Origin of the sequence: Streptomyces piniterrae (genome assembly GCF_005048155.1) — a bacterium.
GTDB lineage: Bacteria > Actinomycetota > Actinomycetes > Streptomycetales > Streptomycetaceae > Streptomyces > Streptomyces piniterrae.
In genome coordinates, this window is sequence record NZ_SUMB01000010.1 from 32,841 (window position 1) to 55,037 (window position 22,197).

18 protein-coding genes and 1 tRNA gene are annotated in these 22,197 nt (G+C 70.4%); 17 read left to right on the forward strand and 2 right to left on the reverse strand.

The window, feature by feature from the left end; genetic code table 11:
• Positions 1 to 86 precede the first annotated feature (86 nt).
• On the reverse strand, positions 87 to 1,241 hold the full coding sequence (locus FCH28_RS26050; protein ID WP_136742595.1) for a Gfo/Idh/MocA family protein: 1,155 nt from the start codon (positions 1,239 to 1,241) through the stop codon (positions 87 to 89).
• A 671-nt stretch (positions 1,242 to 1,912) separates the two neighbouring features.
• On the opposite strand from FCH28_RS26050, the gene FCH28_RS26055 reads away from it, so the two are divergent.
• Complete coding sequence (locus tag FCH28_RS26055) at positions 1,913 to 3,199, forward strand: cytochrome P450 (protein ID WP_136742596.1); 1,287 nt, start codon at positions 1,913 to 1,915, stop codon at positions 3,197 to 3,199.
• A 203-nt stretch (positions 3,200 to 3,402) separates the two neighbouring features.
• On the opposite strand, the gene FCH28_RS26060 is transcribed toward FCH28_RS26055, so the two are convergent.
• Positions 3,403 to 3,474, reverse strand: a tRNA-Arg gene (locus FCH28_RS26060).
• Between the two features lie 210 nt (positions 3,475 to 3,684).
• Here FCH28_RS26060 and FCH28_RS26065 point away from each other — a divergent pair.
• The 16 genes from FCH28_RS26065 (at position 3,685) to FCH28_RS26140 (ending at position 22,008) form a co-directional block, all read left to right on the forward strand.
• Positions 3,685 to 4,179, forward strand: coding sequence for a response regulator (locus tag FCH28_RS26065; protein WP_136742854.1), 495 nt, complete (start codon positions 3,685 to 3,687; stop codon positions 4,177 to 4,179).
• A gap of 128 nt (positions 4,180 to 4,307) precedes the next feature.
• Positions 4,308 to 5,297, forward strand: a complete 990-nt coding sequence (nrtL, locus tag FCH28_RS26070; protein ID WP_136742597.1) for an ArgS-related anticodon-binding protein NrtL — start codon at positions 4,308 to 4,310, stop codon at positions 5,295 to 5,297.
• A 26-nt stretch (positions 5,298 to 5,323) separates the two neighbouring features.
• On the forward strand, positions 5,324 to 6,715 hold the full coding sequence (lysA, locus tag FCH28_RS26075; protein WP_136742598.1) for a diaminopimelate decarboxylase: 1,392 nt from the start codon (positions 5,324 to 5,326) through the stop codon (positions 6,713 to 6,715).
• 137 nt (positions 6,716 to 6,852) lie between these two features.
• Complete coding sequence (locus tag FCH28_RS26080) at positions 6,853 to 8,145, forward strand: homoserine dehydrogenase (protein ID WP_136742599.1); 1,293 nt, start codon at positions 6,853 to 6,855, stop codon at positions 8,143 to 8,145.
• An 8-nt stretch (positions 8,146 to 8,153) separates the two neighbouring features.
• On the forward strand, positions 8,154 to 9,239 hold the full coding sequence (thrC, locus tag FCH28_RS26085) for a threonine synthase (RefSeq protein ID WP_136742600.1): 1,086 nt from the start codon (positions 8,154 to 8,156) through the stop codon (positions 9,237 to 9,239).
• A 340-nt stretch (positions 9,240 to 9,579) separates the two neighbouring features.
• A complete protein-coding gene (gene thrB / locus FCH28_RS26090) occupies positions 9,580 to 10,497 on the forward strand; it encodes a homoserine kinase (protein ID WP_136742601.1) in 918 nt (305 codons plus the stop codon).
• Positions 10,498 to 10,867: 370 nt separating this feature from the next.
• Complete coding sequence (rho, locus tag FCH28_RS26095; RefSeq protein ID WP_136742602.1) at positions 10,868 to 12,952, forward strand: transcription termination factor Rho; 2,085 nt, start codon at positions 10,868 to 10,870, stop codon at positions 12,950 to 12,952.
• 331 nt (positions 12,953 to 13,283) lie between these two features.
• Positions 13,284 to 14,405 (forward strand): LCP family protein, encoded by a 1,122-nt coding sequence (locus tag FCH28_RS26100; protein WP_136742603.1) that lies wholly within the window; start codon positions 13,284 to 13,286, stop codon positions 14,403 to 14,405.
• A gap of 153 nt (positions 14,406 to 14,558) precedes the next feature.
• Positions 14,559 to 14,780: a 50S ribosomal protein L31 gene (rpmE, locus tag FCH28_RS26105; protein ID WP_136742604.1), complete on the forward strand. Its 222-nt coding sequence runs from the start codon at positions 14,559 to 14,561 to the stop codon at positions 14,778 to 14,780.
• A 196-nt stretch (positions 14,781 to 14,976) separates the two neighbouring features.
• A complete protein-coding gene (prfA, locus tag FCH28_RS26110; protein WP_136742605.1) occupies positions 14,977 to 16,056 on the forward strand; it encodes a peptide chain release factor 1 in 1,080 nt (359 codons plus the stop codon).
• Between the two features lie 74 nt (positions 16,057 to 16,130).
• Positions 16,131 to 16,976 (forward strand): peptide chain release factor N(5)-glutamine methyltransferase, encoded by an 846-nt coding sequence (gene prmC, locus FCH28_RS26115; protein WP_136742606.1) that lies wholly within the window; start codon positions 16,131 to 16,133, stop codon positions 16,974 to 16,976.
• Between the two features lie 52 nt (positions 16,977 to 17,028).
• Entirely contained in the window at positions 17,029 to 17,676 is a 648-nt protein-coding gene (locus tag FCH28_RS26120; RefSeq protein WP_136742607.1) for an L-threonylcarbamoyladenylate synthase, read from the forward strand.
• Positions 17,673 to 18,350 (forward strand): arsenate reductase/protein-tyrosine-phosphatase family protein, encoded by a 678-nt coding sequence (locus FCH28_RS26125; protein WP_425472000.1) that lies wholly within the window; start codon positions 17,673 to 17,675, stop codon positions 18,348 to 18,350. The genes FCH28_RS26120 and FCH28_RS26125 overlap by 4 nt, the downstream gene beginning before the upstream one ends.
• A 96-nt stretch (positions 18,351 to 18,446) precedes the next feature.
• Complete coding sequence (locus FCH28_RS26130; protein WP_136742608.1) at positions 18,447 to 19,823, forward strand: serine hydroxymethyltransferase; 1,377 nt, start codon at positions 18,447 to 18,449, stop codon at positions 19,821 to 19,823.
• A gap of 111 nt (positions 19,824 to 19,934) precedes the next feature.
• On the forward strand, positions 19,935 to 21,281 hold the full coding sequence (locus FCH28_RS26135; RefSeq protein ID WP_187363927.1) for an MraY family glycosyltransferase: 1,347 nt from the start codon (positions 19,935 to 19,937) through the stop codon (positions 21,279 to 21,281).
• Between the two features lie 289 nt (positions 21,282 to 21,570).
• Positions 21,571 to 22,008: a Cg1360 family ATP-synthase-associated protein gene (locus tag FCH28_RS26140; protein ID WP_136742610.1), complete on the forward strand. Its 438-nt coding sequence runs from the start codon at positions 21,571 to 21,573 to the stop codon at positions 22,006 to 22,008.
• Positions 22,009 to 22,197 lie beyond the last annotated feature (189 nt).

A 22,197-nucleotide genomic window follows, 5' to 3' on the forward strand; every position in this document is an offset into this window, starting at 1 on the left:
GACCTCGGAGGGTGCGCAACTCATCGCCCTCCGCGACGGGTGCAGCCGGGAGGCCCCCCGGCTCGGGAGATTCGCCGGGGAGATTCTCAGGCCGGGAATTCCGAAGCGGGGCCGATCTCCCTGTGTCCGGTCTCCCTGTGTCCGGGCCAGGAACGCACATCGGGGACGGCCACCGCCCGCCCGCCCTCGGCGAGCGACACCGCGGCCGACGTCCCCACGAGCGAGGCCGCGACGGCCGGCCGCACCGGGACACGGGGCGCCGCGCCCTCCTCCATGCACGCACGGAAGGCGTCCGCGATGAGCGCGGTTCCCTCGTCGTGCCGGGGCACCTCGACGGTCCGCGGCCCGCCCGGGGCGCCGCCGCCCGCCGCCAGCCGCAGCGCCGGCGGCGTCAGTTCCTCCTCGTACGCGCCGCGCCCGTCGGCCGTGGCCCAGGCGTCCCGGCGCAGTCGCACGTGCCAGCAGCGGTCGCCCGCGGCCCGTACCGACTCCGCCAGGCCCCGTGAGCCGCGTACCGAGAACCAGTGCCAGTGGCTGTCCGGCTCGCCCTGGAGGAACGACTGCCGGGTGACCGCCAGCCCGCCGTCCGACAGCCGCACCATCAGCACCACGGCCGCCGGCCGCCGCTCCGCCGTCACCGGGAAGGCGCTGACCTCGACCGGCCAGGCGCCGGTGACGTCCAGGACGGGCGACAGCGCGTGGGTGCAGTAGGCGGTGGACGGGATCCGGCCGCGCCAGTGCGCCGGGTCGCCGATCATCGCCGCGATGTCCTCGGGAGACGCGCCGTGCAGGTAGTCGGACTCGATCAGCTGGGGGGTGCCGATCCCGCCGTCCCGCACGATGCGGCGGATGGCGCGTACGTGAGCATGCGTCACATAGTTCTCGGCGAAGGAGTACGAGGCGCTGCCGCGTTCGGCGGCCGCGACCAGCGCCCGGCCCTCCCGCTCGGTCGTACACGCCGCGGTCTCGCTCAGCACATGGATGCCGCGGTCGAGAAAGGCGACGGCCGGCTCGGCGTGCCGGTCGAAGTCGTGCGCCAGCAGCACGCCGTCCAGGCCGGCTTCGGGCGCGAGCAGATCCTGCCACCGCGCGGTCCGGAGGGCGTCGGGGAATTCGCGCGCCGCCTCGGTCAGCCGCGCCGGGTCGCTATCGCACAGCGCGGTGACCCGCACACCTATCCGCGCACACCATCGGGCGACATAGAGACCGCGAATGAGACCAATGACACCTAAGTCAGCCATAGGGAGAGTCTGTGCGGAGGAGAGGACGCGGACCATCGAATTTCCCGGCGCGCCGATTCCCCTCTCGCACTCTCGCACTCTCCCGCTCGGTCCGTTCGGCGCGGAAGGAATAACAAGTCGCGCTTCCCGGTGTGCGGTTGTGCGCCGGGTATGACGTACGGCATTCCCACCGCGCCGGGGGAGCCGGCCGGCCCGATCGCCGTCCGGGTACGGCAGGCGGCCAGGGCCGCCGGCGGCGACCACCGGGCGCAGGGTCCGTCCGGCACGTCCACACCTTCCGCGACGGCAAGGTGGCGCACAGGGAGGTGCGGGAGGGATAGCGGCCGCACCTCGGGGGAGGCATAGGGGACTTACCGGGGAGGGGTCAGGGATCGTTCAGGGTTGAGTCAGGGAAGGACCAGGGTCGGTCCAGGGTTGTTCCGTGAACGAGGCCAATGGCAGTTTGTAAACTCGTCCAGAACAAAAAGCAGAAGGCCGAGCTCGTCACGCTGATGCGGACGGCCGGAGACACCGGTCGACGGCATGGACCCTGGGCCATGACCGCCGCGAGCGAGGGGCTATGGCGTACGACACATCCGTCCACGCCGAGTGGAGGTCCTGTGCTGACTCGGCTCCTTCGGGCAGCCGAGCGCGGGTGACCGTCCCCCTCGACGAAAGGCAGTATTAGCGTCATGACGACTCTCCGTTCCCGGATCATCGCCTGGGCCGGCCGTATGTATCTGGCGAGAACACAGAAGAAAGGCTTCGACCTGTCTCGAATGTCTTTCTTGCCCGAGTCTGTCCTGATGCCATTGCGGCGCGATGGACTCGATCCCGTAGGCGAGTTGGCGGCCGTCCGGGAGAAGGAGCCCATCACCCGGCTTCCGGTGCCGATAGCCGCCAACGTCTGGCTGGTCACCGGGTACGACGAGGTCAAGGCGGTGCTCGGAAAGGCCAATGCCTTCAGCTCCGACTTCACCAACCTGGTCGGCAAGGCGGGCGCCGGAGTCGACCAGAATCCCGGCGGCCTCGGATTCGCCGACCCGCCCGTGCACACCCGTCTCCGCCGGCTGCTGACACCCGAATTCACCATGCGCCGCCTCGGCCGGCTCACCCCCCGCATCCATGAGATCGTCGAGGAACGCCTGGACGCCGTGGAAGCCGCCGGCAAAAACGGTGAGCCGGTCGACCTCGTGCATTCCTTCGCGCTCCCCATCCCGTCCCTCGTCATTTGCGAACTCCTCGGCGTCCCTTACGAAGACCGCGCCGACTTCGAGCGCCTCAGCGCCGCCCGCTTCGACCTTTTCAGCGGAGCGAACGCCTCCTTCGGCGCCATATCGGAATCCCTTTCCTATTTCCGGGACATCGTCAAGAAGCAGCGCCAGAATCCGGGCGACGGATTGCTCGGCATGATCGTCAAGGAGCATGGCGACTCGGTCAGCGACGAGGAACTGGCGGGGCTCGCCGACGGCGTACTGACCGGTGGATTCGAGACCACCGCCAGCATGCTGGCGCTCGGCACGCTCGTCCTGCTCCAGGACCCGAAGCACTTCGCGGCCCTGCACGACGGCGACGAGGTCGTCGACCGCTATGTCGAGGAACTGCTGCGCTATCTCACCGTCGTACAGGTGGCGTTCCCGCGCTTCGCGCGCGAGGACCTGGAAATCGGCGGCGTGCACATCGCCGCCGGGGATGTGGTGCTGTGCTCACTGAGCGGCGCGGACCGGGACGGCAAACTGGGCCCCGAAATGGAGCAGTTCGACCCCTCCCGCAACGTCCCTTCCCATCTCGCCTTCGGTTACGGAATCCACCGCTGCGTCGGCGCGGAACTGGCCCGGATGGAACTCCGCGCCGCCTATCCCGCACTGGTACGCCGGTTCCCCCACATGCGTTTGGCCGCCGAACCGGAGGAACTGGCATTCCGGAAACTGTCGATCGTCTACGGAATCGAGTCCCTGCCGGTCCGCATCGACGGCTGACCGCGCCGCGGTTCGTACCGATCCCCGACCGGGCACCTGGCTGGACGGCCGAGTGCCCGGTCTTCGCATGCCGGCCGGATCTCCCCCGGCCCGCTGCTCACCGGCCCGCCGAAGCCCTCCCGCAGCGGCTCGTGGGCGCAAGAAAAAAGACCCCCCGCTCAGCGTCTCCGCTGATCGGAAGGTCTTCGGCACTTCACTCGAAGTGCCCCCGGCAGGATTCGAACCTGCGCACACGGCTCCGGAGGCCGTTGCTCTATCCCCTGAGCTACGGGGGCGTTGCGCCGTCTTGTGCGGCGACGGGTAGAACACTACCAGCTCTGACGGGGTGTCCATGAACAGGGTTTTCGGGGGTCCGGGGGAGGGGGCCTAGCGCATCGTGCGGCGGTGTCGACGGCGGTCGGGGAAAGGTCCCCCGCACGGGGGCGGAAGTGGGCAAAACTGGGACGCAGCCGCAGGTGGGCCCCTAGTCTCATGGTGTGCCTGGCTTGTCCGGTCGGATCCTTGTTGTCGATGACAACAAGGTGATCCGGCAGTTGATCAGGGTCAATCTCGAGCTGGAGGGCTTCGAGGTCGTGACCGCGGCTGATGGTGCCGAGTGTCTGGATGTCGTGCACCACGTAAGACCCGATGTGGTCACCCTCGACGTGATGATGCCGCGGCTCAACGGTCTGCACACCGCCGCCCGGTTGCGCTCCGATCCGCGGACCTGGGACATCCCCATCGCCATCGTCAGCGCATGCGTCCAGGGCGACATGGACAACGGCGAGTCGGTCGCGGTGGACGCGTTCCTGGCGAAGCCGTTCGAGCCGACGGAGCTCGTACGGACCGTGGGAATGCTGGTGCGCGAGGGGCGGCAGCGGGAGCGCGGGTCCCGGGGCGGGGCCGTCGAGGGGAGCGGGGCCGAGCGCGCCGCGTCCGGTGGGATCGGGCTGGTGGAGGCCGGCGGGGATTCGGAGCCCGCGGCCCGGCCCGGCGCCTGAGGCACGGCCCCAGGCCCGAGCCTCCGCCCGGTGCACGAGGCCCGGCCCGGCGCCCGGCCCCCGCGCGGGGTGTCCACAGGGCGAAACCGGGTCGCGTGTTCGCCCCCCTTCTCCCATACGCTTGTCCCGTGACCCCCGCTGAGCTCTCCCGTACCGTCCTGCGCTCCGTGCGTGGTGCCGTCGAGGAGCGAGAGCTCTCCGTGCCCGTGCCGGCGCGGATCGTGGTGCAGCCGCCGCCGCGGGCCGGGTGCGGGGACTACGCCTCCAATGTCGCGCTGCAGCTCGCCGGGCCGGCGGGCCGGCCCGCGCGGGAGGTCGCCGAGATCCTGCGGAAGCGGCTGGCCGGGAGCGCCGGTATCGCCCGGGTGGAGATCGCCGGCCCGGGGTTCCTGAATTTCACGCTGGGGGACGGTGCGCGCACCGCGCTCGTACGGCAGGTGCTCGCGCAGGGCCCGGAGTACGGGAGCAGGAGCGGCGGCGAGGTCCTCGGCGGGGAGCTGCTTCCGGCGGGGCTTTCCGGTGCGCGGGCGCGCGTCGTCGCGGAGGCGCTGCGGCGGCTGCTGCCGGCCGCGGGGCTGCGTACCGAGACGCCGGCCGACCCGGGCCCCGGTGCGGGCGAGCTCGCCGACCTCGTCGCCCGGCTGGGCGCCGACGACGCGCGCTGGGCGCTGCTGCGGCCCGCCGCGCATGATCCGGTGCGGTTGCCCGAGCGGCCGGTGCAGCGGGAGAGCAATCCGCGGTTCCGGGTGCAGTACGCCTACGCCAGGACCCGGGCGCTGTCGCGCAATGCCCGGGACCTGGGGTTCGGGAGCGCGCCCGGGGAGGAATCGCCGCACGCCCCGGAGGAGCCCCAACAGGGCCTGCACACCCTCCTCGGCACCTACCCCCGCACCGTCGAAGCGGCGGCCCGCCATCGGGCGCCGGACCGGATGGTGCGCCATCTGGAGGCGACGGCGGATGCGTTCCTCCGCTGGCAGGACGTCTGCCCGCCGCTGCCCGTCGGGGAGCGGAAACCCTTGGCCGTGCACCGCGCCCGCCTGGCCCTTGCCGAGGCCACCGGGACGGTGCTCGCCAACGGCCTGCGTCTGCTCGGCATCTCCGCGCCCGAACACCTCTGAACGCCTTTGAGGGGATCTTCACAGTTATGAGCCGTTCCGCACACCCCGCCGGGCCCCGGCACGCCGATGTGCTGCCCGAGGGGCACTACGCCGGCCCGCCCGCCGACCTCAACGCCCTCGACCCGCTCGTCTGGTCCCGTACCGTCCGGCGCAACGCCGACGGCGCGGTGACGGTCGGCGGGATCGACGTCGGCACCCTCGCCGAGGAGTTCGGCACGCCCGCGTACTTCCTGGACGAGGACGACTTCCGGGAGCGCTGCCGCGCCTGGAAGGACGCCTTCGGGCCGGATGCCGATGTCTTCTACGCCGGTAAGGCCTTCCTGTCCCGGGCCATAGTGCGCTGGCTGAACGAAGAAGGCCTGAATCTCGACGTCTGCTCCGGCGGCGAGCTGGCCACGGCGCTCGCGGCGGGAATGCCCGCCGAGCGGATCGCGCTGCACGGCAACAACAAGAGCACGGAGGAGATCACCCGCGCCGTGGAGGCGGGGGTGGGCCGGATCGTGCTGGATTCGTTCCAGGAAATCGTGCGGGTCGCGCATATCGCGGACCGGCTCGGCAAGCGGCAGCGGGTGCAGATCCGGGTCACGGTCGGCGTCGAGGCGCACACCCACGAGTTCATCGCCACCGCGCACGAGGACCAGAAGTTCGGTATCGCGCTGGCCGGCGGGCAGGCCGCGGAGGCGGTCCGGCGGGCGCTGAAGCTGGACGGGCTGGAACTCGTCGGAATTCATTCGCATATCGGGTCGCAGATCTTCGATATGGCGGGATTCGAGGTCTCCGCGCGGCGCGTGGTGCAGCTGCTGACCGAAGTACGCGATGAGCACGGGATCGAACTGCCGGAGATCGATCTGGGCGGTGGGCTCGGTATCGCGTACACCTCGGACGACGATCCGCGGGAGCCGCACGAGATCGCCAAGGCGCTGGGCGAAATCGTCGCCAAGGAATGCGCGGCCGCAGGTCTGGCCGTCCCGCGGCTGTCCGTCGAGCCGGGGCGGGCGATCGTCGGACCGACCGCGTTCACGCTGTACGAGGTGGGCACCGTCAAGGAGCTGGAAGGGCTGCGGACGTATGTGTCCGTGGACGGCGGCATGTCGGACAACATCCGCACGGCGCTCTACGACGCGGAGTACAGCGTCGCGCTGGTCTCGCGGACCTCGGACGCCGAGCCGATGCTCTCGCGGGTCGTCGGCAAGCACTGCGAGAGCGGGGACATCATCGTGCGCGACGCCTTCCTGCCCGCCGATGTGGCGCCGGGCGACCTGCTCGCGGTGCCGGCCACCGGCGCGTACTGCCGGTCCATGGCGAGCAACTACAACCACGCGCTGCGACCCCCGGTCGTCGCGGTCAGGGACGGTGCGGCGAGGATGATCATCCGGCGGGAGACGGAGGAAGATCTCCTGCGGTTGGATGTCGGGTAGGGGCCGATCCACGGGCTGGTCCCCCGGATGAAAGAAATGTCTCGGTATCCGGACGACCGACGGAAAGTGCCGTCCGGTGCGTGAGACTGGTGGATTACCGAGCAGGAAAAACGGGATCGATGAAAAGCAGAGGTCGAATGATGCGTACGCGTCCGCTGAAGGTGGCGCTCCTGGGCTGTGGTGTTGTCGGCTCAGAGGTGGCTCGCATCATGACGACGCACGCCGACGACCTCGCAGCCCGCATCGGAGCGCCCGTTGAGCTCGCCGGGATCGCCGTCCGCCGCCCTGACAGGGTGCGCGACGGCATCCCGGCCGAGCTCGTCACCACCGACGCCATGGCACTCGTCAAACGCGGCGACATCGACGTGGTCATCGAGGTGATCGGCGGTATCGAGCCGGCCCGGGGCCTGATCACCACCGCCTTCGAGCACGGCGCGAGCGTGGTGTCCGCGAACAAGGCGCTGGTCGCCGCGGACGGCGCCGCGCTGCACGCCGCGGCCGAGGCCAATGACGCCGATCTGTACTACGAGGCCGCCGTCGCCGGCGCGATCCCGCTGGTGCGGCCGCTGCGGGAGTCGCTCGCCGGCGACAAGGTCAATCGCGTCCTCGGCATCGTCAACGGCACCACGAACTTCATTCTCGACAAGATGGACTCGAGCGGAGCGGGATATTCCGAGGCGCTCGACGAGGCGACCGCCCTCGGGTACGCCGAGGCCGACCCGACCGCCGACGTCGAGGGCTTCGACGCCGCCGCCAAGGCCGCGATCCTGGCAGGTATCGCCTTCCACACCCGGGTCACCATCGACGATGTGCACCGCGAGGGAATCACCGAGGTCACCGCCGCCGACATCGCCTCCGCCAAGCGGATGGGCTGTACGGTCAAGCTGCTCGCCATCTGCGAGCGGGCCGCGCACGGCGAGTCCGTGACCGCCCGGGTGCACCCCGCGATGATCCCGCTCAGCCACCCGCTGGCCTCCGTGCGCGAGGCGTACAACGCGGTCTTCATCGAGGCCGACGCGGCCGGCCAGCTGATGTTCTACGGACCGGGCGCGGGCGGCTCACCGACCGCCTCCGCGGTCCTCGGCGACCTCGTCGCGGTCTGCCGCAACAAGCTCGCCGGCGCCACCGGGCCGGGAGAATCCGCGTACACGGCGCTGCCGGTGAGCCCCATGGGCGAGGTCGTCACGCGGTACCACATCAGTCTCGACGTGGCCGACAAGCCCGGCGTTCTCGCGCAGGTCGCGACGGTCTTCGCCGAACACGGCGTATCGATCGATACGGTCCGTCAGCAGGGCAAGGACGGCGAGGCGTCCCTCGTCGTCGTCACCCACCGAGCGGCCGACGCGGCCCTGTCGTCGACCGTCGGGGCACTGCGCGAGCTGGACACCGTCCGCGGTGTCGCCAGCATCATGCGGGTCGAAGGGGAGTAAAGGAACCCATGTCTGCCAATTCCACTGTGACCACGACAAGCAGTCAGTGGCGCGGAATCATCGAGGAATACCGTGACCGGCTTCCGGTCAGCGACACGACCGAGGTCGTCACCCTCCGGGAGGGCGGCACCCCCCTGGTACCCGCCCAGGTGCTCTCCGAGCGCACCGGCTGCGAGGTGCACCTCAAGGTCGAGGGTGCCAACCCCACCGGGTCGTTCAAGGACCGCGGGATGACGATGGCCATCACGCGGGCCAAGGAGGAGGGGGCCAAGGCGGTCATCTGCGCCTCCACCGGCAACACCTCCGCGTCCGCCGCCGCCTACGCGGTGCGCGCCGGCATGGTCTGCGCCGTGCTCGTCCCGCAGGGCAAGATCGCGCTCGGCAAGATGGGCCAGGCGCTGGTGCACGGCGCGAAGATCCTTCAGATCGACGGAAATTTCGACGACTGCCTCACGCTGGCCCGCGGTCTCTCCGAGAAGTACCCCGTCGCACTTGTGAACTCCGTTAACCCGGTGCGTATCGAGGGCCAGAAGACCGCCGCCTTCGAGATCGTCGACATGCTCGCCGACGCGCCCGACATCCATGTGCTGCCGGTCGGCAACGCCGGCAACATCACGGCGTACTGGCGCGGCTACAAGGAGTACGCCGCGGACGGCATCGCGAGCCGCACTCCGCGGATGTGGGGCTTCCAGGCGTCCGGCAGCGCGCCGATCGTGCGCGGCGAGGTCGTCAAGGACCCGCACACCATCGCCACCGCGATCCGCATCGGCAACCCCGCCTCGTGGGCGTTCGCCGAGCAGGCCCGGGACGAGTCCGGCGGCTTCATCGACGAGGTGACGGACCGTCAAATCCTGGCCGCCTACCGGCTGCTGGCCGCCCAGGAGGGGGTCTTCGTGGAGCCCGCCTCGGCCGCCTCCGTGGCCGGTCTGCTCAAGGCCGCCGAGCAGGGCAAGGTCGACCCGGGCCAGAAGATCGTCTGCACGGTCACCGGCAACGGCCTCAAGGACCCGGACTGGGCGGTGGCCGGCGCGCCGCAGCCGGTCACGGTCCCGATCGACGCGGACGCCGCGGCCGAGCACCTCGGCCTCGTCTAGCGGCCACGGGCCCAGGGGCAGGTCATGTCCCTGGGCTGCGGGGGGCGGCGCGTCAGCCGTCACGCCACCCCCGTTCAGCAAATTGTGCAAAGGCCGCAAAGTCCGGAGAAGGCAGTCTCGGGGCACAGGATGGCGTGCGACACGCATCGTGCGCCTCCTGTGCGCCCTATGTCGTCACAGAACCTTCCTTCGATAGGCTGGCAGCCAACTCCCCTCCCCACGGCATAACGCAGTGGTGTGCAGGGCAGGTCAGAACAGACCCCATGAACCGGCCGGGCGCCTCGGCGCCGCAGCGTTCTGGGGCAGTGCCGCAGCATCAATCAAGGAGAGTCATCGAGCGATGGCCGGTCCCGCGTTCCGCGCCGCCGCCGTCCGGGTGCGCACCCCCGCTACCAGCGCCAATCTCGGTCCCGGCTTCGACGCCCTGGGTCTGTCCCTGGGCCTGTACGACGATGTCGTGGTGCGGGTCGCCGACTCCGGTCTGCACGTCGACATCGCAGGTGAGGGGGCCGACACCCTCCCGCGCGACGAGAGCCACCTGCTCGTCCGGTCGATGCGGACGGCCTTCGAGGTGCTCGGCGGCCAGCCGCGCGGCCTGGAAATCGTCTGCGCCAACCGCATTCCGCACGGCCGCGGCCTGGGGTCCTCCTCGGCCGCCATCTGCGCCGGCATCGTCGCCGCCCGCGCGGTGACCATAGGCGCCGAGCAGCGGCTGGACGATGCCGCGCTGCTGGAGCTGGCCACCGAGATCGAGGGCCACCCCGACAACGTCGCCGCGTGTCTGCTGGGCGGCTTCACGCTGGCCTGGATGGACACCGGATCCGCGCGGGCGATCCGGATGGATCCCGCCGATTCCATCGTTCCGGTGGTCTTCGTGCCCGGAAAGCCGGTGCTGACCGAGACCGCCCGCGGACTGCTGCCGCGTACCGTCCCGCATGTGGACGCCGCGGCCAACGCCGGCCGTGCCGCACTGCTCGTCGAGGCCCTGACCAGGCGCCCCGAGCTGCTGCTTGCCGCGACCGAGGACCGACTTCACCAGGAATACCGCGCCCCCGCGATGCCGGAGAGCGTGGCCCTGGTGAACCGACTGCGCGCGGACGGCGTCCCCGCAGTCATCTCCGGTGCGGGCCCCACGGTGCTCGCGCTGGTGGAGGAAGCCGCGGCCGACAAGGTCGCAGCTCTGGCGGGAGAGGGGTGGGCGGCCAACCGGCTGACCCTCGACGCGGCGGGCACCTGCGTGCTGCCGCTCGCCGGGTGATCACACGGAGTGATCGACGATTGCCGGTCTTGGAGAGGGGGAATGTTTGTTGGATCCGGTAGTGTTAACCTCAAGTCAGTACTCGACGCCAGTGTGGCGCGGTGCTTCGTGTCCCCCATCGGGACCACTTTCTTCCGGGAGCCTCCCAAACTGCTTGGAGCAATGGCCTGAGCAGAAGTGAGCACGCTCCGGAATTCGGCGTGACGAAGTCACTCTCATTCGCTCGCCGGAACCATGAATTGATCTCTCCGCCGTATCCGGCGGGACCACCGCCCCGGCTCCAATCCGAAAGACCAAAGGACCACAGCCGGACAGCACAACCGGTCGCCGAGCCAGACAGGCCGACGCCCGCTCCAGGGAAGGACCCTTCGTGAGCGACACCACCGATCTGATGGGCGTGCGCACCGATGGCAGTGCCACCGCGCCCGCCACGGACGCTCCCGCCGCGCCTGCCACCGGTGCTGCCACAGCCCCTGCCTCGCGGCGACGCCGTTCCGGCACCGGCCTTGACGGCATGGTCCTGGCAGAGCTGCAGCAGGTTGCCTCCGGCCTCGGCATCAAGGGCACCGCGCGGATGCGCAAGAGCCAGCTGATCGAGGTCATCAAGGAGAAGCAGGCCGGGGGCTCGGGCACCGCGGCCAAGGCCGACGCGCCCGCCGACACCGAGACCAAGCCCAAGCGCCGTACCACGTCCAAGGCCCGCACCGGCGACGACGCGGAGGCCACCGGCAAGGCCGCCAAGGCCGACAAGGCGGGCAAGGCCGAGAAGGCCGTCGCCCAGCAGCAGATCGAGATCCCGGGCCAGCCGTCCCCCAAGGTCTCGGCTTCGCTCGACCAGGGAGGTGCCCCCACCGACGAGCAGCCGGCCGGCGAGCGCCGCCGGCGCCGGGCCACCGCCGCCGCGGGCAGCCCCGAGGCCGCTTCCGGCGACCTCAAGACCGAGACCAAGGTCGAGGCGAAGACCGACACGACGGCGGCCAAGGCGGATGCCAAGGCCGAGACCGCGGTCGACACCGGCGAGGGCCGTCAGGCCAGGACCGGTGAGCGCCAGGACCGCGGCGAGCGCCAGGAGCGCGGCCCCAAGGGCGACCGCGGGGACCGTGGCCAGCGCGGCCAGCGGGACCGTGACCGCCGCAAGGGCGACGCCGGGGACGGCGGCGGCCAGGGCGGCAACCGCCAGCGGGACCGCCGTGCGGATGACGACGACGACTTCGAGGGCGGCCGCCGTGGCCGTCGTGGCCGCTACCGCGACCGCCGTGGCCGTCGTGGTGGCCGCGAGGACTTCGGCAACGAGCCGCAGGTCTCCGAGGACGACGTCCTGATCCCCGTCGCGGGCATTCTCGACATCCTCGACAACTACGCGTTCATCCGGACCTCCGGCTACCTGCCGGGCCCGAACGACGTGTACGTCTCGCTCGCCCAGGTCCGCAAGAACGGCCTGCGCAAGGGTGACCACGTCACCGGTGCGGTCCGCCAGCCCAAGGACGGCGAGCGCCGCGAGAAGTTCAACGCGCTGGTCCGGCTGGACACGGTCAACAGCGTGGCGCCCGAACAGGGCCGCCAGCGCGCGGAGTTCGGCAAGCTGACGCCGCTTTACCCGCAGGAGCGGCTGCGCCTGGAGGGCGAGTCGGGCGGTCTGACGACCCGGATCATCGACCTGGTCGCGCCGATCGGCAAGGGCCAGCGCGGTCTGATCGTGGCCCCGCCGAAGACCGGTAAGACCATGATCATGCAGGCGGTCGCCAACGCGATCACCCGCAACAACCCCGAGTGCCACCTGATGGTCGTCCTCGTCGACGAGCGGCCCGAAGAGGTCACCGACATGCAGCGGTCGGTCAAGGGCGAGGTCATCTCCTCGACCTTCGACCGCCCGGCCGAGGACCACACCACCGTCGCCGAGCTGGCCATCGAGCGCGCCAAGCGCCTCGTCGAGCTGGGTCACGACGTGGTCGTCCTGCTGGACTCCATCACCCGCCTGGGCCGCGCGTACAACCTCGCGGCTCCCGCCTCCGGCCGCATCCTGTCCGGTGGTGTCGACTCGACCGCGCTCTACCCGCCGAAGCGCTTCTTCGGTGCCGCGCGGAACATCGAGGACGGCGGTTCGCTGACCATCCTGGCCACCGCGCTGGTCGAGACCGGCTCGCGGATGGACGAGGTGATCTTCGAGGAGTTCAAGGGCACCGGCAACCTGGAGCTCAAGCTCGACCGCAAGCTCGCCGACAAGCGCATCTTCCCGGCGGTGGACGTCGACGGGTCCGGCACCCGTAAGGAAGAGATCCTGCTGGGCAGCGACGAGCTGAACGTCGTCTGGAAGCTGCGCCGGGTGTTGCACGCGCTGGACCAGCAGCAGGCCATCGAGCTGCTGCTCGACAAGATGAAGCAGACGAAGTCCAACGCGGAGTTCCTGCTCCAGATCCAGAAGACGACGCCCGGTATGAGCAACGGCAACGACTGACGCCGGTAGCGACGTAGTGACGTAGCGACACAGAGCCCCCCTCGCCTCTCCCGGCGAGGGGGGCTCTGTGCTGCCCGCCTGAGACGTTCGGCACAAGTTCGCCGGCCGCCGTCAAGATCCAGCCATGCCCCAAATCGGGGCGTAAGCCCAGGTGAGGCGTGCGGCAGCGGCCGGGCGTCGGGCGTCGGCTGACCCTGTTTCTAAGAAAGCCCTCATGTGGCGCTGTGCAACCCTTCCCGTCGACCTCCCGTCTGACTAGGCGCAACAGCCGTGACAGCACGGAACACGGTGACGGCGAGGGGTAGCCGAGACAACGAGGACTGAGGAGCAGATGGCGGACAGCAACGGGACCAAGACGGCCGGAAGCCGTGCCCGCGGCATACGGGCCACGGGCCGCCGGCGCAAGGGTCCGACCCGACGCCGCCGCGCGCTGACCATCAGCCTGTGCGCGCTGGTCGGCGTCGTTCTGCTCGGCGGAGCCGGAGTCGGCTATGTCTACTTCAAGCTCAACGGCAACCTGAAGGGCGTCGACATCAACGCCGCCCTCGGCCACGACCGGCCGAAGAACGTCGACAACGGATCGATGGACATCCTGGTGATGGGGTCCGACTCCCGGGCCGGCAAGAACGGGAAGTACGGCCGGGACGAGGGGGGCGCGCGCTCCGACACCGCGATGGTCGTGCACGTCTACAAGGGCCACAAGAAGGCCAGCGTCGTCAGCATCCCCCGCGACACCATGATCAAGCGGCCCGACTGCACCAAGGACGGCAAGGACGTCCCCGGATCGCAGCGGGCGATGTTCAACACCGCCTACGAGGTCGGCGGCCCGGCCTGCGCCGTCAAGACCGTCGAGTCGATCAGCGGGATCCGTATGGACCACTTCATCGAGGTCGACTTCACCGGGTTCAAGAAGCTCATCAACGCGCTGGGCGGTGTGGAGATCACCACCACCAAGGCGATCGACGACGACAACAGCCATCTGCACCTGAAGCCCGGCAAGCACACCCTCGACGGCGAGGACTCGCTCGGGCTCGTACGGACCCGGCACGGCGTCCCCGGCGGCGACGGCAGCGACCTGGGCCGTATCCAGCTCCAGCAGACGTTCATCAAGGCGCTGATGGACCAGGTCAAGAACGTCGGACTGCTGACCAGTCCCGCCAAGCTGTACGACGTCGCCGACACCGCCACCAAGGCCATCACCACCGACACCGACCTCAACTCGGTCGGCGAACTGACCGGGCTGGCCAAGAGCCTGGGCGGCATCGGTTCCGGCAACATCGACATGGTGACGCTGCCGGTGACCTACGACAAGATCGACCCGGACCGGGTGCTGCCGCTGGAGAAGCAGAGCCGGCAGGTCTGGGACGCGCTCCACCACGACCAGGCCATCCCCAAGTCCGCGATCAAGGACTCCGCGGGTGACAAGGGCGGTACGGGCACCTACGTGCAGTAACCGGACAAGCCGTACGGCCGGCCGGGGAATAGTTGCGGACCTACCCCGGTTTTGGGAGATACGGCGAGTCCTGGCAGACTGGACCGTCGGCCCCGGTTCACGTGACGCAACCCGCGACACGACCCGGAGCGCTCCCGAACCTAGGAGAATCCCTTGAAGCGCGACATCCACCCGGAGTACGTCGAGACCCAGGTCAGCTGCACCTGCGGCGCGTCGTTCACCACCCGTAGCACCGTCGCCGGCGGCAGCATCCGCGCGGACATCTGCTCCGAGTGCCACCCGTTCTACACGGGCAAGCAGAAGATCATGGACACGGGCGGCCGCGTGGCCCGCTTCGAGGCCCGCTTCGGCAAGGCCGCGGCTGCCAAGAAGTAGCGACCCGCAAGGCGCCGGTTCCCGGTCGCCCCTGCCCAGGGGTGACCGGACCGGCGTCTTTATTTGACGGGGGACCGGGGTTCCCCCGATCTCGCAGAGTCGTACAGAGCTCCCGCCGTACGGGCGGAGCCCGGGGGTCGCCCCGGATGGACACGTCAGCCAGCCAGCAGCCGGCCAGTCAGCAGAGGAACCCAAGATGTTCGAGGCGGTCGAGGAACTGATCGGTGAGCACGCCGATCTTGAGAAGCGGCTGGCCGACCCCGCGGTCCACGGCGACCAGCGCGAGGCCATGCGGCTCAACAAGCGCTACGCCGAGCTGACCCCGATCATCGCGACGTACCGCAGCTGGAAGCAGACCGGCGACGACATGGAGACCGCGCGCGAACTCGCCGCGGACGACCCGGACTTCGCCGACGAGGTCAAGGAACTCGACATCCAGCGCGAGCAGCTCACCGAGAAGCTGCGGCTGCTGCTCGTGCCCCGCGACCCCAGCGACGACAAGGACGTCATCCTCGAGGTCAAGGCCGGCGAGGGCGGCGAGGAGTCCGCGCTGTTCGCCGGCGACCTGCTGCGGATGTATCTGCGCTACGCCGAGCGGGCCGGCTGGAAGACCGAGATCCTCGAGGCGAACGAGTCCGACCTCGGCGGCTACAAGGACGTCCAGGTCGCCGTGAAGACCAAGGGCGGGGGCGGCGCCACCGAGCCGGGACAGGGCGTCTGGGCGCGGCTGAAGTACGAGGGCGGGGTGCACCGCGTGCAGCGGGTGCCCGCCACCGAGTCGCAGGGCCGTATCCACACCTCGGCGGCCGGTGTGCTGGTCACGCCCGAGGCCGAGGAGGTCGAGGTCGAGATCGGCCCCAACGACCTGCGGATCGACGTCTACCGCTCCTCGGGCCCCGGCGGCCAGTCCGTCAACACCACCGACTCCGCGGTCCGCATCACGCACCTGCCCACCGGCATCGTCGTCTCCTGCCAGAACGAGAAGAGCCAGCTCCAGAACAAGGAGCAGGCGCTGCGCATCCTCCGCTCGCGGCTGCTGGCCGCCGCCCAGGAGGAGGCCGAGCGGGAGGCGTCGGACGCCCGGCGCAGCCAGGTGCGAACGGTTGACCGCTCGGAGCGCATCCGTACGTACAACTTCCCGGAAAACCGCATTTCGGACCACCGCGTGGGCTTCAAGGCGTACAACTTGGACCAGGTGCTCGACGGCGAGCTCGACCCGGTCATCCAGGCGTGCGTCGACGCCGACTCGGCCGCCAAGCTCGCCGCCGCCCAGTAGGACCGCACGACAAGACCGCACGACGCGCACCACCCGTAAGACCCTGTGAAGAAGCGCACTAGGAGGAAGGCCCCGTGAACCTTCTGCTCGCCGAGGTGGCCCAGGCCACCCAGCGGCTGGCCGACGCCGGTGTGCCCTCGCCGCGCTTCGACGCCGAGGAGCTCGCCGCGTTCGTGCACGGCGTCAAACGGGGTGAGCTGCACAACGTCAAGGACGCCGACTTCGACGCCCGCTACTGGGAGGCGGTCGCCCGCCGCGAGGCGCGCGAACCGCTCCAGCACATCACCGGGCGTGCCTTCTTCCGCTACCTCGAACTCGCCGTCGGCCCCGGGGTGTTCGTGCCCCGCCCGGAGACCGAGTCGGTGGTCGGCTGGGCGATAGACGCGGTGCGCGCCATGGACGTCGTCGAGCCGCTGATCGTCGACCTGTGCACCGGCTCGGGCGCCATCGCACTCGCCCTGGGCCAGGAGGTGCCGCGCTCGCGGGTGCACGCCGTGGAGCTGTCCGAGGAGGCCCTGCGGTACGCCCGCAAGAACGTCGAGGGGTCCCGCGTCGTTCTCCATCACGGCGACGCGCTGACCGCGCTTCCCGAACTGGACGGGCAGGTCGACCTGGTCGTCTCCAACCCGCCGTACATCCCGCTGACCGAGTGGGAGTACGTCGCGCCCGAGGCACGCGACCACGACCCCCAGCTCGCGCTGTTCTCGGGCGAGGACGGCCTGGACACCATCCGGGGCATCGAGCGGACCGCACACCGCCTGCTGCGGCCGGGCGGCGTCGTCGTCATCGAGCACGCGGACACCCAGGGCGGCCAGGTGCCGTGGATCTTCACCGAGGAGAAGGGGTGGGCGGACGCGGCCGACCACCCCGATCTCAACAACCGGCCCCGCTTCGCCACCGCTCGCCGGGCGACGCCATGACCCCCGCCGCCCCGATGAACCCCACAACCGTTCCGCACCAGGAGGACCGCTAATGGCACGGCGATACGACTGCAGCGACGCGACCGACCGCGCGACCGGCCTGCGCGAGGCCGCCTCGGCCGTCCGCCGCGGCGAGCTGGTCGTGCTGCCGACCGACACCGTCTACGGCATCGGTGCGGACGCCTTCAGCGCCGAGGCGGTCGGCGACCTGCTGGAGGCCAAGGGGCGTGGCCGCGGTATGCCCTCCCCGGTCCTCGTCGGCTCCCCGAACACCCTGCACGGCCTGGTCACCGACTTCTCGGAGCAGGCCTGGGAGCTGGTCGACGCCTTCTGGCCCGGCGCGCTGACCCTCGTCGCCAACCACCAGCCGTCGCTGACCTGGGACCTCGGCGAGACCCGCGGCACGGTCGCGGTGCGGATGCCGCTGCACCCCGTCGCGATCGAGCTGCTGACCGACTTCGGCCCGATGGCCGTCTCCAGCGCCAACCTCACCGGCCACCCGTCCCCGCAGGACTGCGACGCCGCGCAGGAGATGCTCGGCGACTCGGTCTCCGTCTACCTCGACGGCGGCCCCACGCCCGCCGCCGTACCGTCCTCGATCGTCGACGTCACCGGCAAGGTCCCGGTGCTGCTGCGCGAGGGCGCGATCAGCGCGGAAGAGCTGCGCAAGGTGGTACCCGAGCTCGAGGTGGCCAATTGATGGCGCCCCTGGGGCGTGGCATAGCGGGACCAGGCGATGACCCCCTCCTCCCCCCTGCACCCCCTTTCCGGATCCTCCACGTCAGCACCGGCAACGTCTGCCGCTCGCCGATCACCGAGCGGCTGCACCGCCATGCCCTGGAACTGCGGCTGGGCGGGGCGCACAGCGGCGGGCTGATCGTGGAGAGCGCGGGTACGTGGGGCCACGAAGGCGCCCCCATGGAGGCGCACGCCGCGACGGTGTGCGCCGACTACGGCGCGGACCCGGGCGGGTTCACCGGCCGTGAGCTGCTCGACGAGCACGTCATCCGCGCCGACCTGGTGCTGACCGCGACCCGCGACCACCGGGCCCAGGTCATCTCGATGGGCCACTCCGCCGGGCTGCGCACGTTCACGCTCAAGGAGTTCAACCGGCTGGTGCGGGCCATAGACCCCGCCACGCTGCCCGAGCCCGACCCGGCCCTGCCGGACTGCGGCCTGGTCGAGCGGGCCCGCGCGCTGGTCGGCGCGGCCGCCGCGCTGCGCGGCTGGCTGCTGGCGCCCACCCCGGAGTCCGACGAGGTCCACGACCCCTACGGCGCGCCCATCACCTTCTTCCGCTCCATCGGCGACGAGATCAACCAGGCGCTCGACCCGGTCGTCACGGCCCTCACCGGAGTACCCGCCCGCGCCTGAGACGTACGCGCCGCCCGTCCGGTGCGCACACCGCGCCCGATCGCCCGGCCGCGCCTACATTGGGACTACGTCCCCGTACGAGGCCCGGAGCAAGCGATGCCCGCCACCACCGCGTCACCCCGCAGCACCGCGTCAGCCCGCGGCGAGGCCGCCGTCGCCGAACCCGCCGAGGCCGAGAAGATCGAGGACCGGGCGCGCGCCGCCGCCCGTGACGGCACCCTGCCGGCCGGCGCCCCCGACTTCGCCGCGCTGCTCCGCCAGGACCCGGAGATCGCCGGTGCGCTGCTCGGCGAGAGCGCCCGCCAGAGCGACGGCCTCCAGCTGATCGCCGCGGAGAACTTCGCCTCACCCGCGGTCCTCGCCGCCCTCGGCTCGCCGCTCGGCAACAAATACGCCGAGGGCTATCCGGGTGCCCGGCACCACGGCGGCTGCGAGATCGTCGACCTCGCCGAGCGGATCGCCGTGGAACGCGCCAAGGCGCTCTTCGGCGCCGAACACGCCAACGTCCAGGCCCACTCCGGGTCTTCGGCCGTCCTGGCCGCCTACGCCGCCCTGCTGCGCCCCGGGGACACCGTCCTGGCGATGTCCCTGCCGCACGGCGGGCACCTCACCCACGGATCGCCCGCCAACTTCTCCGGCCGCTGGTTCGACTTCGCCGGCTACGGCGTCGACGAGGAATCCGGGCTGCTCGACTACGACGCGATCCGGGCGCTGGCCCTGGAGCGCAGGCCCAAGGCCATCGTCTGCGGCTCGATCTCCTACCCGCGGCACATGGACTACGCCGAGTTCCGCGATATCGCCGACGAGACCGGCGCCTATCTGATCGCGGACGTCGCCCACCCCATGGGACTGATCGCCGGGGGAGCGGCGCCCAGCCCCGTCCCGTACGCCGACGTGGTGTGTGCCACCACCCACAAGGTGCTGCGCGGGCCGCGCGGCGGGATGATCCTGTGCGGCGGGCGGCTGGCCGAGCGCATCGACCGGGCGGTGTTCCCCTTCACCCAGGGCGGAGCCCAGATGAACGCCGTCGCCGCGAAGGCCGTCGCCTTCGGCGAGGCCGCCACACCCGCCTTCGGCGCGTACACCCATCAGGTGATCGCCAACGCCCGCGCGCTCGCCGCGGCGCTGGCCGGGCAGGGGCTGACGATCACCACCGGCGGTACCGACACCCACCTGATCACGGCGGACACCGCACCGCTCGGCGTGGACGCGCGGACCGCACGCGGCCGGCTGGCGGCCGCCGGGATCGTCCTGGACACCTGCGCCCTGCCGTGCGAGGTGCGGGAGGATCTCGCCGCGCGGCGGACCGGTATCCGGCTGGGCACCGCCGCCGTGACGACCCAGGGGATGGGCGAGGCCGAGATGCGGGAGATCGCCGACCTGATCGGGGCGGCGCTGCGCGAGGACGGCGCGGTCCGTCCGGCGACGGTCGCCCTGGCGCATCGGTTCCCGCCATATCCGGAACGCGGCTGACGGCTGGAACCCCGCAGGGCCGGCGTGCGTCTTCCCTTATATTCACGGCTGCATTCACGGCCAGGCGCCCGGCACGCATATGGTGTGTGGCTGTGATGGCCAGCTATACCAATGGGGCAGCCCGTGCGTGAATACCTGCTGACGCTGTGCGTCACGGCCGCGGTGACCTATCTGCTGACCGGCCCGGTGCGGAAGTTCGCGATCGCGGCCGGGGCGATGCCGGAGATCCGCGCGCGTGATGTGCACCGCGAGCCCACACCGCGGCTCGGCGGCATCGCGATGTTCGGCGGGCTGTGCGCGGGTCTGCTGGTCGCCGCGCATCTGACGAACCTCAAGAGTGTTTTCGAGCACTCCGACGAGCCGAAGGCGCTGCTCTCCGGTGCGGCCCTCATCTGGATCCTCGGTGTGCTGGACGACAAGTGGGGCGTGGACGCGCTGGTCAAGCTGGGCGGCCAGATGATCGCCGCGGGAGTGATGGTCCTCCAGGGGCTGACGATCCTGTGGATCCCGGTGCCCGGCGTCGGCACCGTCTCGCTGACCCCGATGCAGGGCACGCTGCTGACCGTCGCACTGGTCGTGATCACCATCAACGCGGTGAACTTCGTCGACGGTCTGGACGGGCTGGCCTCCGGCATGGTGTGCATCGCCGCCGCGGCGTTCTTCATGTACGCGTACCGGATGTGGTTCGGCTATGGCATCGAGGCGGCCGCGCCCGCAACGCTGTTCTCGGTCGTTCTGATGGGCATGTGCCTGGGCTTCCTGCCGCACAACATGCATCCGGCGCGGATCTTCATGGGCGACTCGGGGTCGATGCTGATCGGCCTGGTGATGGCCGCCGGCGCGGTCTCGGTGACCGGCCAGGTCGACCCCGACCTGCTGGGCCAGAAGGCGGGCGGTGTCCGTGAGGCCACGCACGCGATGGTGCCGGTCTACATTCCGCTGCTGCTGCCGCTGACCGTCATCGCGGTGCCGGTGGCCGACCTCATCCTGGCGATCGTGCGGCGTACCTGGAAGGGCCAGTCGCCGTTCGCCGCCGACCGGGGGCATCTGCACCACCGGCTGCTGGAGATCGGGCACTCGCACAGCCGTGCCGTGCTGATCATGTACTTCTGGTCGGCGCTGATCGCGTTCGGCGCGGTCGCCTACTCGGTGAACAACGCCAGTATGTGGATCGTGCTGGGCATCGTGCTGCTGAGCGCGGTCGGTCTGGTGCTGCTCCTGCTGCCGCGCTTCACGCCGCGCGCCCCGCGCTGGGCGGAGTGGATGGTTCCGCCGCGCTACCGCAGGGTCGTACGCGAGCCGGCGGCTCAGGCCGCGGCGGCAGGCGAAGAGGGCACGGTGGGTGCGGGCGAGGCCGGCGAGGGGCCCGAGACGGTGCCGGCGAGCCTTCACGGCGCCACCGCGATCGGCGACCGGTCACGTTTCGTGGACCGCCGTAAGGCGGACAGTCATCACTGAACCGGGGGTTCGAGTGGCGCGACACGGCCGGGAAAGCGGGGCGGTTGACCCCATACCAGACAAAAGTCGAGCCGTCAGTGCACCAACGATCGGGTTCACGCTCAAGTGTGACAGGGTCCACACGAACCAGGTAAAGACCTCATCAAATAGTTTGTGATACCGTTCACGAAACCCGGCGACAGAGCCGAAGGACCGTAGTGCGACGGCCTTTTGGCCTCAGGATCTTCCTCCGGCCGGGTCTACGCTCGTCCCTGACGAACACACCCCCACCCTTTGCCGGAGCGCCGCTATGCAGTCGAATGACGCCCGACTACTCCTCCATGCCGTTGTACCCACGCTCGCCACCGGCGCCCTCGCCGCTGTCGTGAGCGCTGTGGTCGCAGGCGGGACGGGAGCGGTCGGCGCCGTCGTCGGCACCGCGCTGGTGGTGCTCGTGATGGGCGCCGGGCTCGCCGTTCTGCAGCACACCGCGAGGAATTACCCGCAGCTGTTCCAGATGATGGGGCTGCTGCTGTACTCCGTGCAGATCCTGCTCGTCGCGGTGTTCCTGCTGACTTTCAAGGACACCACGCTCTTTGACACGAAGGCATTCGCCTTCACTCTGCTCGGCGCCACCCTCGTATGGATCGCGGCACAGACCCGCGGTCATATGAAGGCGAAGATTCTGTACGTGGACCCCGACTCCGCAGACGCCAAGAAGGCGGAGACGGCGGGGTCGCCGACGTGACACGTAGGGCCGGAATAAATGCCCTCATGCGGGCCTGCTATCGTCCGGTGCCAACTGCGGCACAGATGGCGCAGGCGGCTGAGCTCCCGAGTTCCACGCGCTGGAATGGGCAGTTCTCGCGGCCGATGCCTGTGATCCGGCTCGGCCCAGCGCCGGCCCGCCGCCCCCAAATCCGTAAGACCAGTCCAG

What these genes read in the sequence shown, in the direction of transcription:
- FCH28_RS26140 (WP_136742610.1), top strand. Translation starts at nt 21,571, where the DNA reads ATGCAGTCGAATGACGCCCGACTACTCCTCCATGCCGTTGTACCCACG.
- FCH28_RS26080 (WP_136742599.1), top strand. Translation starts at nt 6,853, where the DNA reads ATGATGCGTACGCGTCCGCTGAAGGTGGCGCTCCTGGGCTGTGGTGTT.
- thrC (WP_136742600.1), top strand. Translation starts at nt 8,154, where the DNA reads ATGTCTGCCAATTCCACTGTGACCACGACAAGCAGTCAGTGGCGCGGA.
- FCH28_RS26130 (WP_136742608.1), top strand. Translation starts at nt 18,447, where the DNA reads ATGCCCGCCACCACCGCGTCACCCCGCAGCACCGCGTCAGCCCGCGGC.
- FCH28_RS26100 (WP_136742603.1), top strand. Translation starts at nt 13,284, where the DNA reads ATGGCGGACAGCAACGGGACCAAGACGGCCGGAAGCCGTGCCCGCGGC.
- lysA (WP_136742598.1), top strand. Translation starts at nt 5,324, where the DNA reads ATGAGCCGTTCCGCACACCCCGCCGGGCCCCGGCACGCCGATGTGCTG.
- thrB (WP_136742601.1), top strand. Translation starts at nt 9,580, where the DNA reads ATGGCCGGTCCCGCGTTCCGCGCCGCCGCCGTCCGGGTGCGCACCCCC.
- FCH28_RS26050 (WP_136742595.1), bottom strand. Translation starts at nt 1,241, where the DNA reads ATGGCTGACTTAGGTGTCATTGGTCTCATTCGCGGTCTCTATGTCGCC.
- prfA (WP_136742605.1), top strand. Translation starts at nt 14,977, where the DNA reads ATGTTCGAGGCGGTCGAGGAACTGATCGGTGAGCACGCCGATCTTGAG.
- FCH28_RS26135 (WP_187363927.1), top strand. Translation starts at nt 19,935, where the DNA reads ATGGGGCAGCCCGTGCGTGAATACCTGCTGACGCTGTGCGTCACGGCC.
- FCH28_RS26055 (WP_136742596.1), top strand. Translation starts at nt 1,913, where the DNA reads ATGACGACTCTCCGTTCCCGGATCATCGCCTGGGCCGGCCGTATGTAT.
- FCH28_RS26120 (WP_136742607.1), top strand. Translation starts at nt 17,029, where the DNA reads ATGGCACGGCGATACGACTGCAGCGACGCGACCGACCGCGCGACCGGC.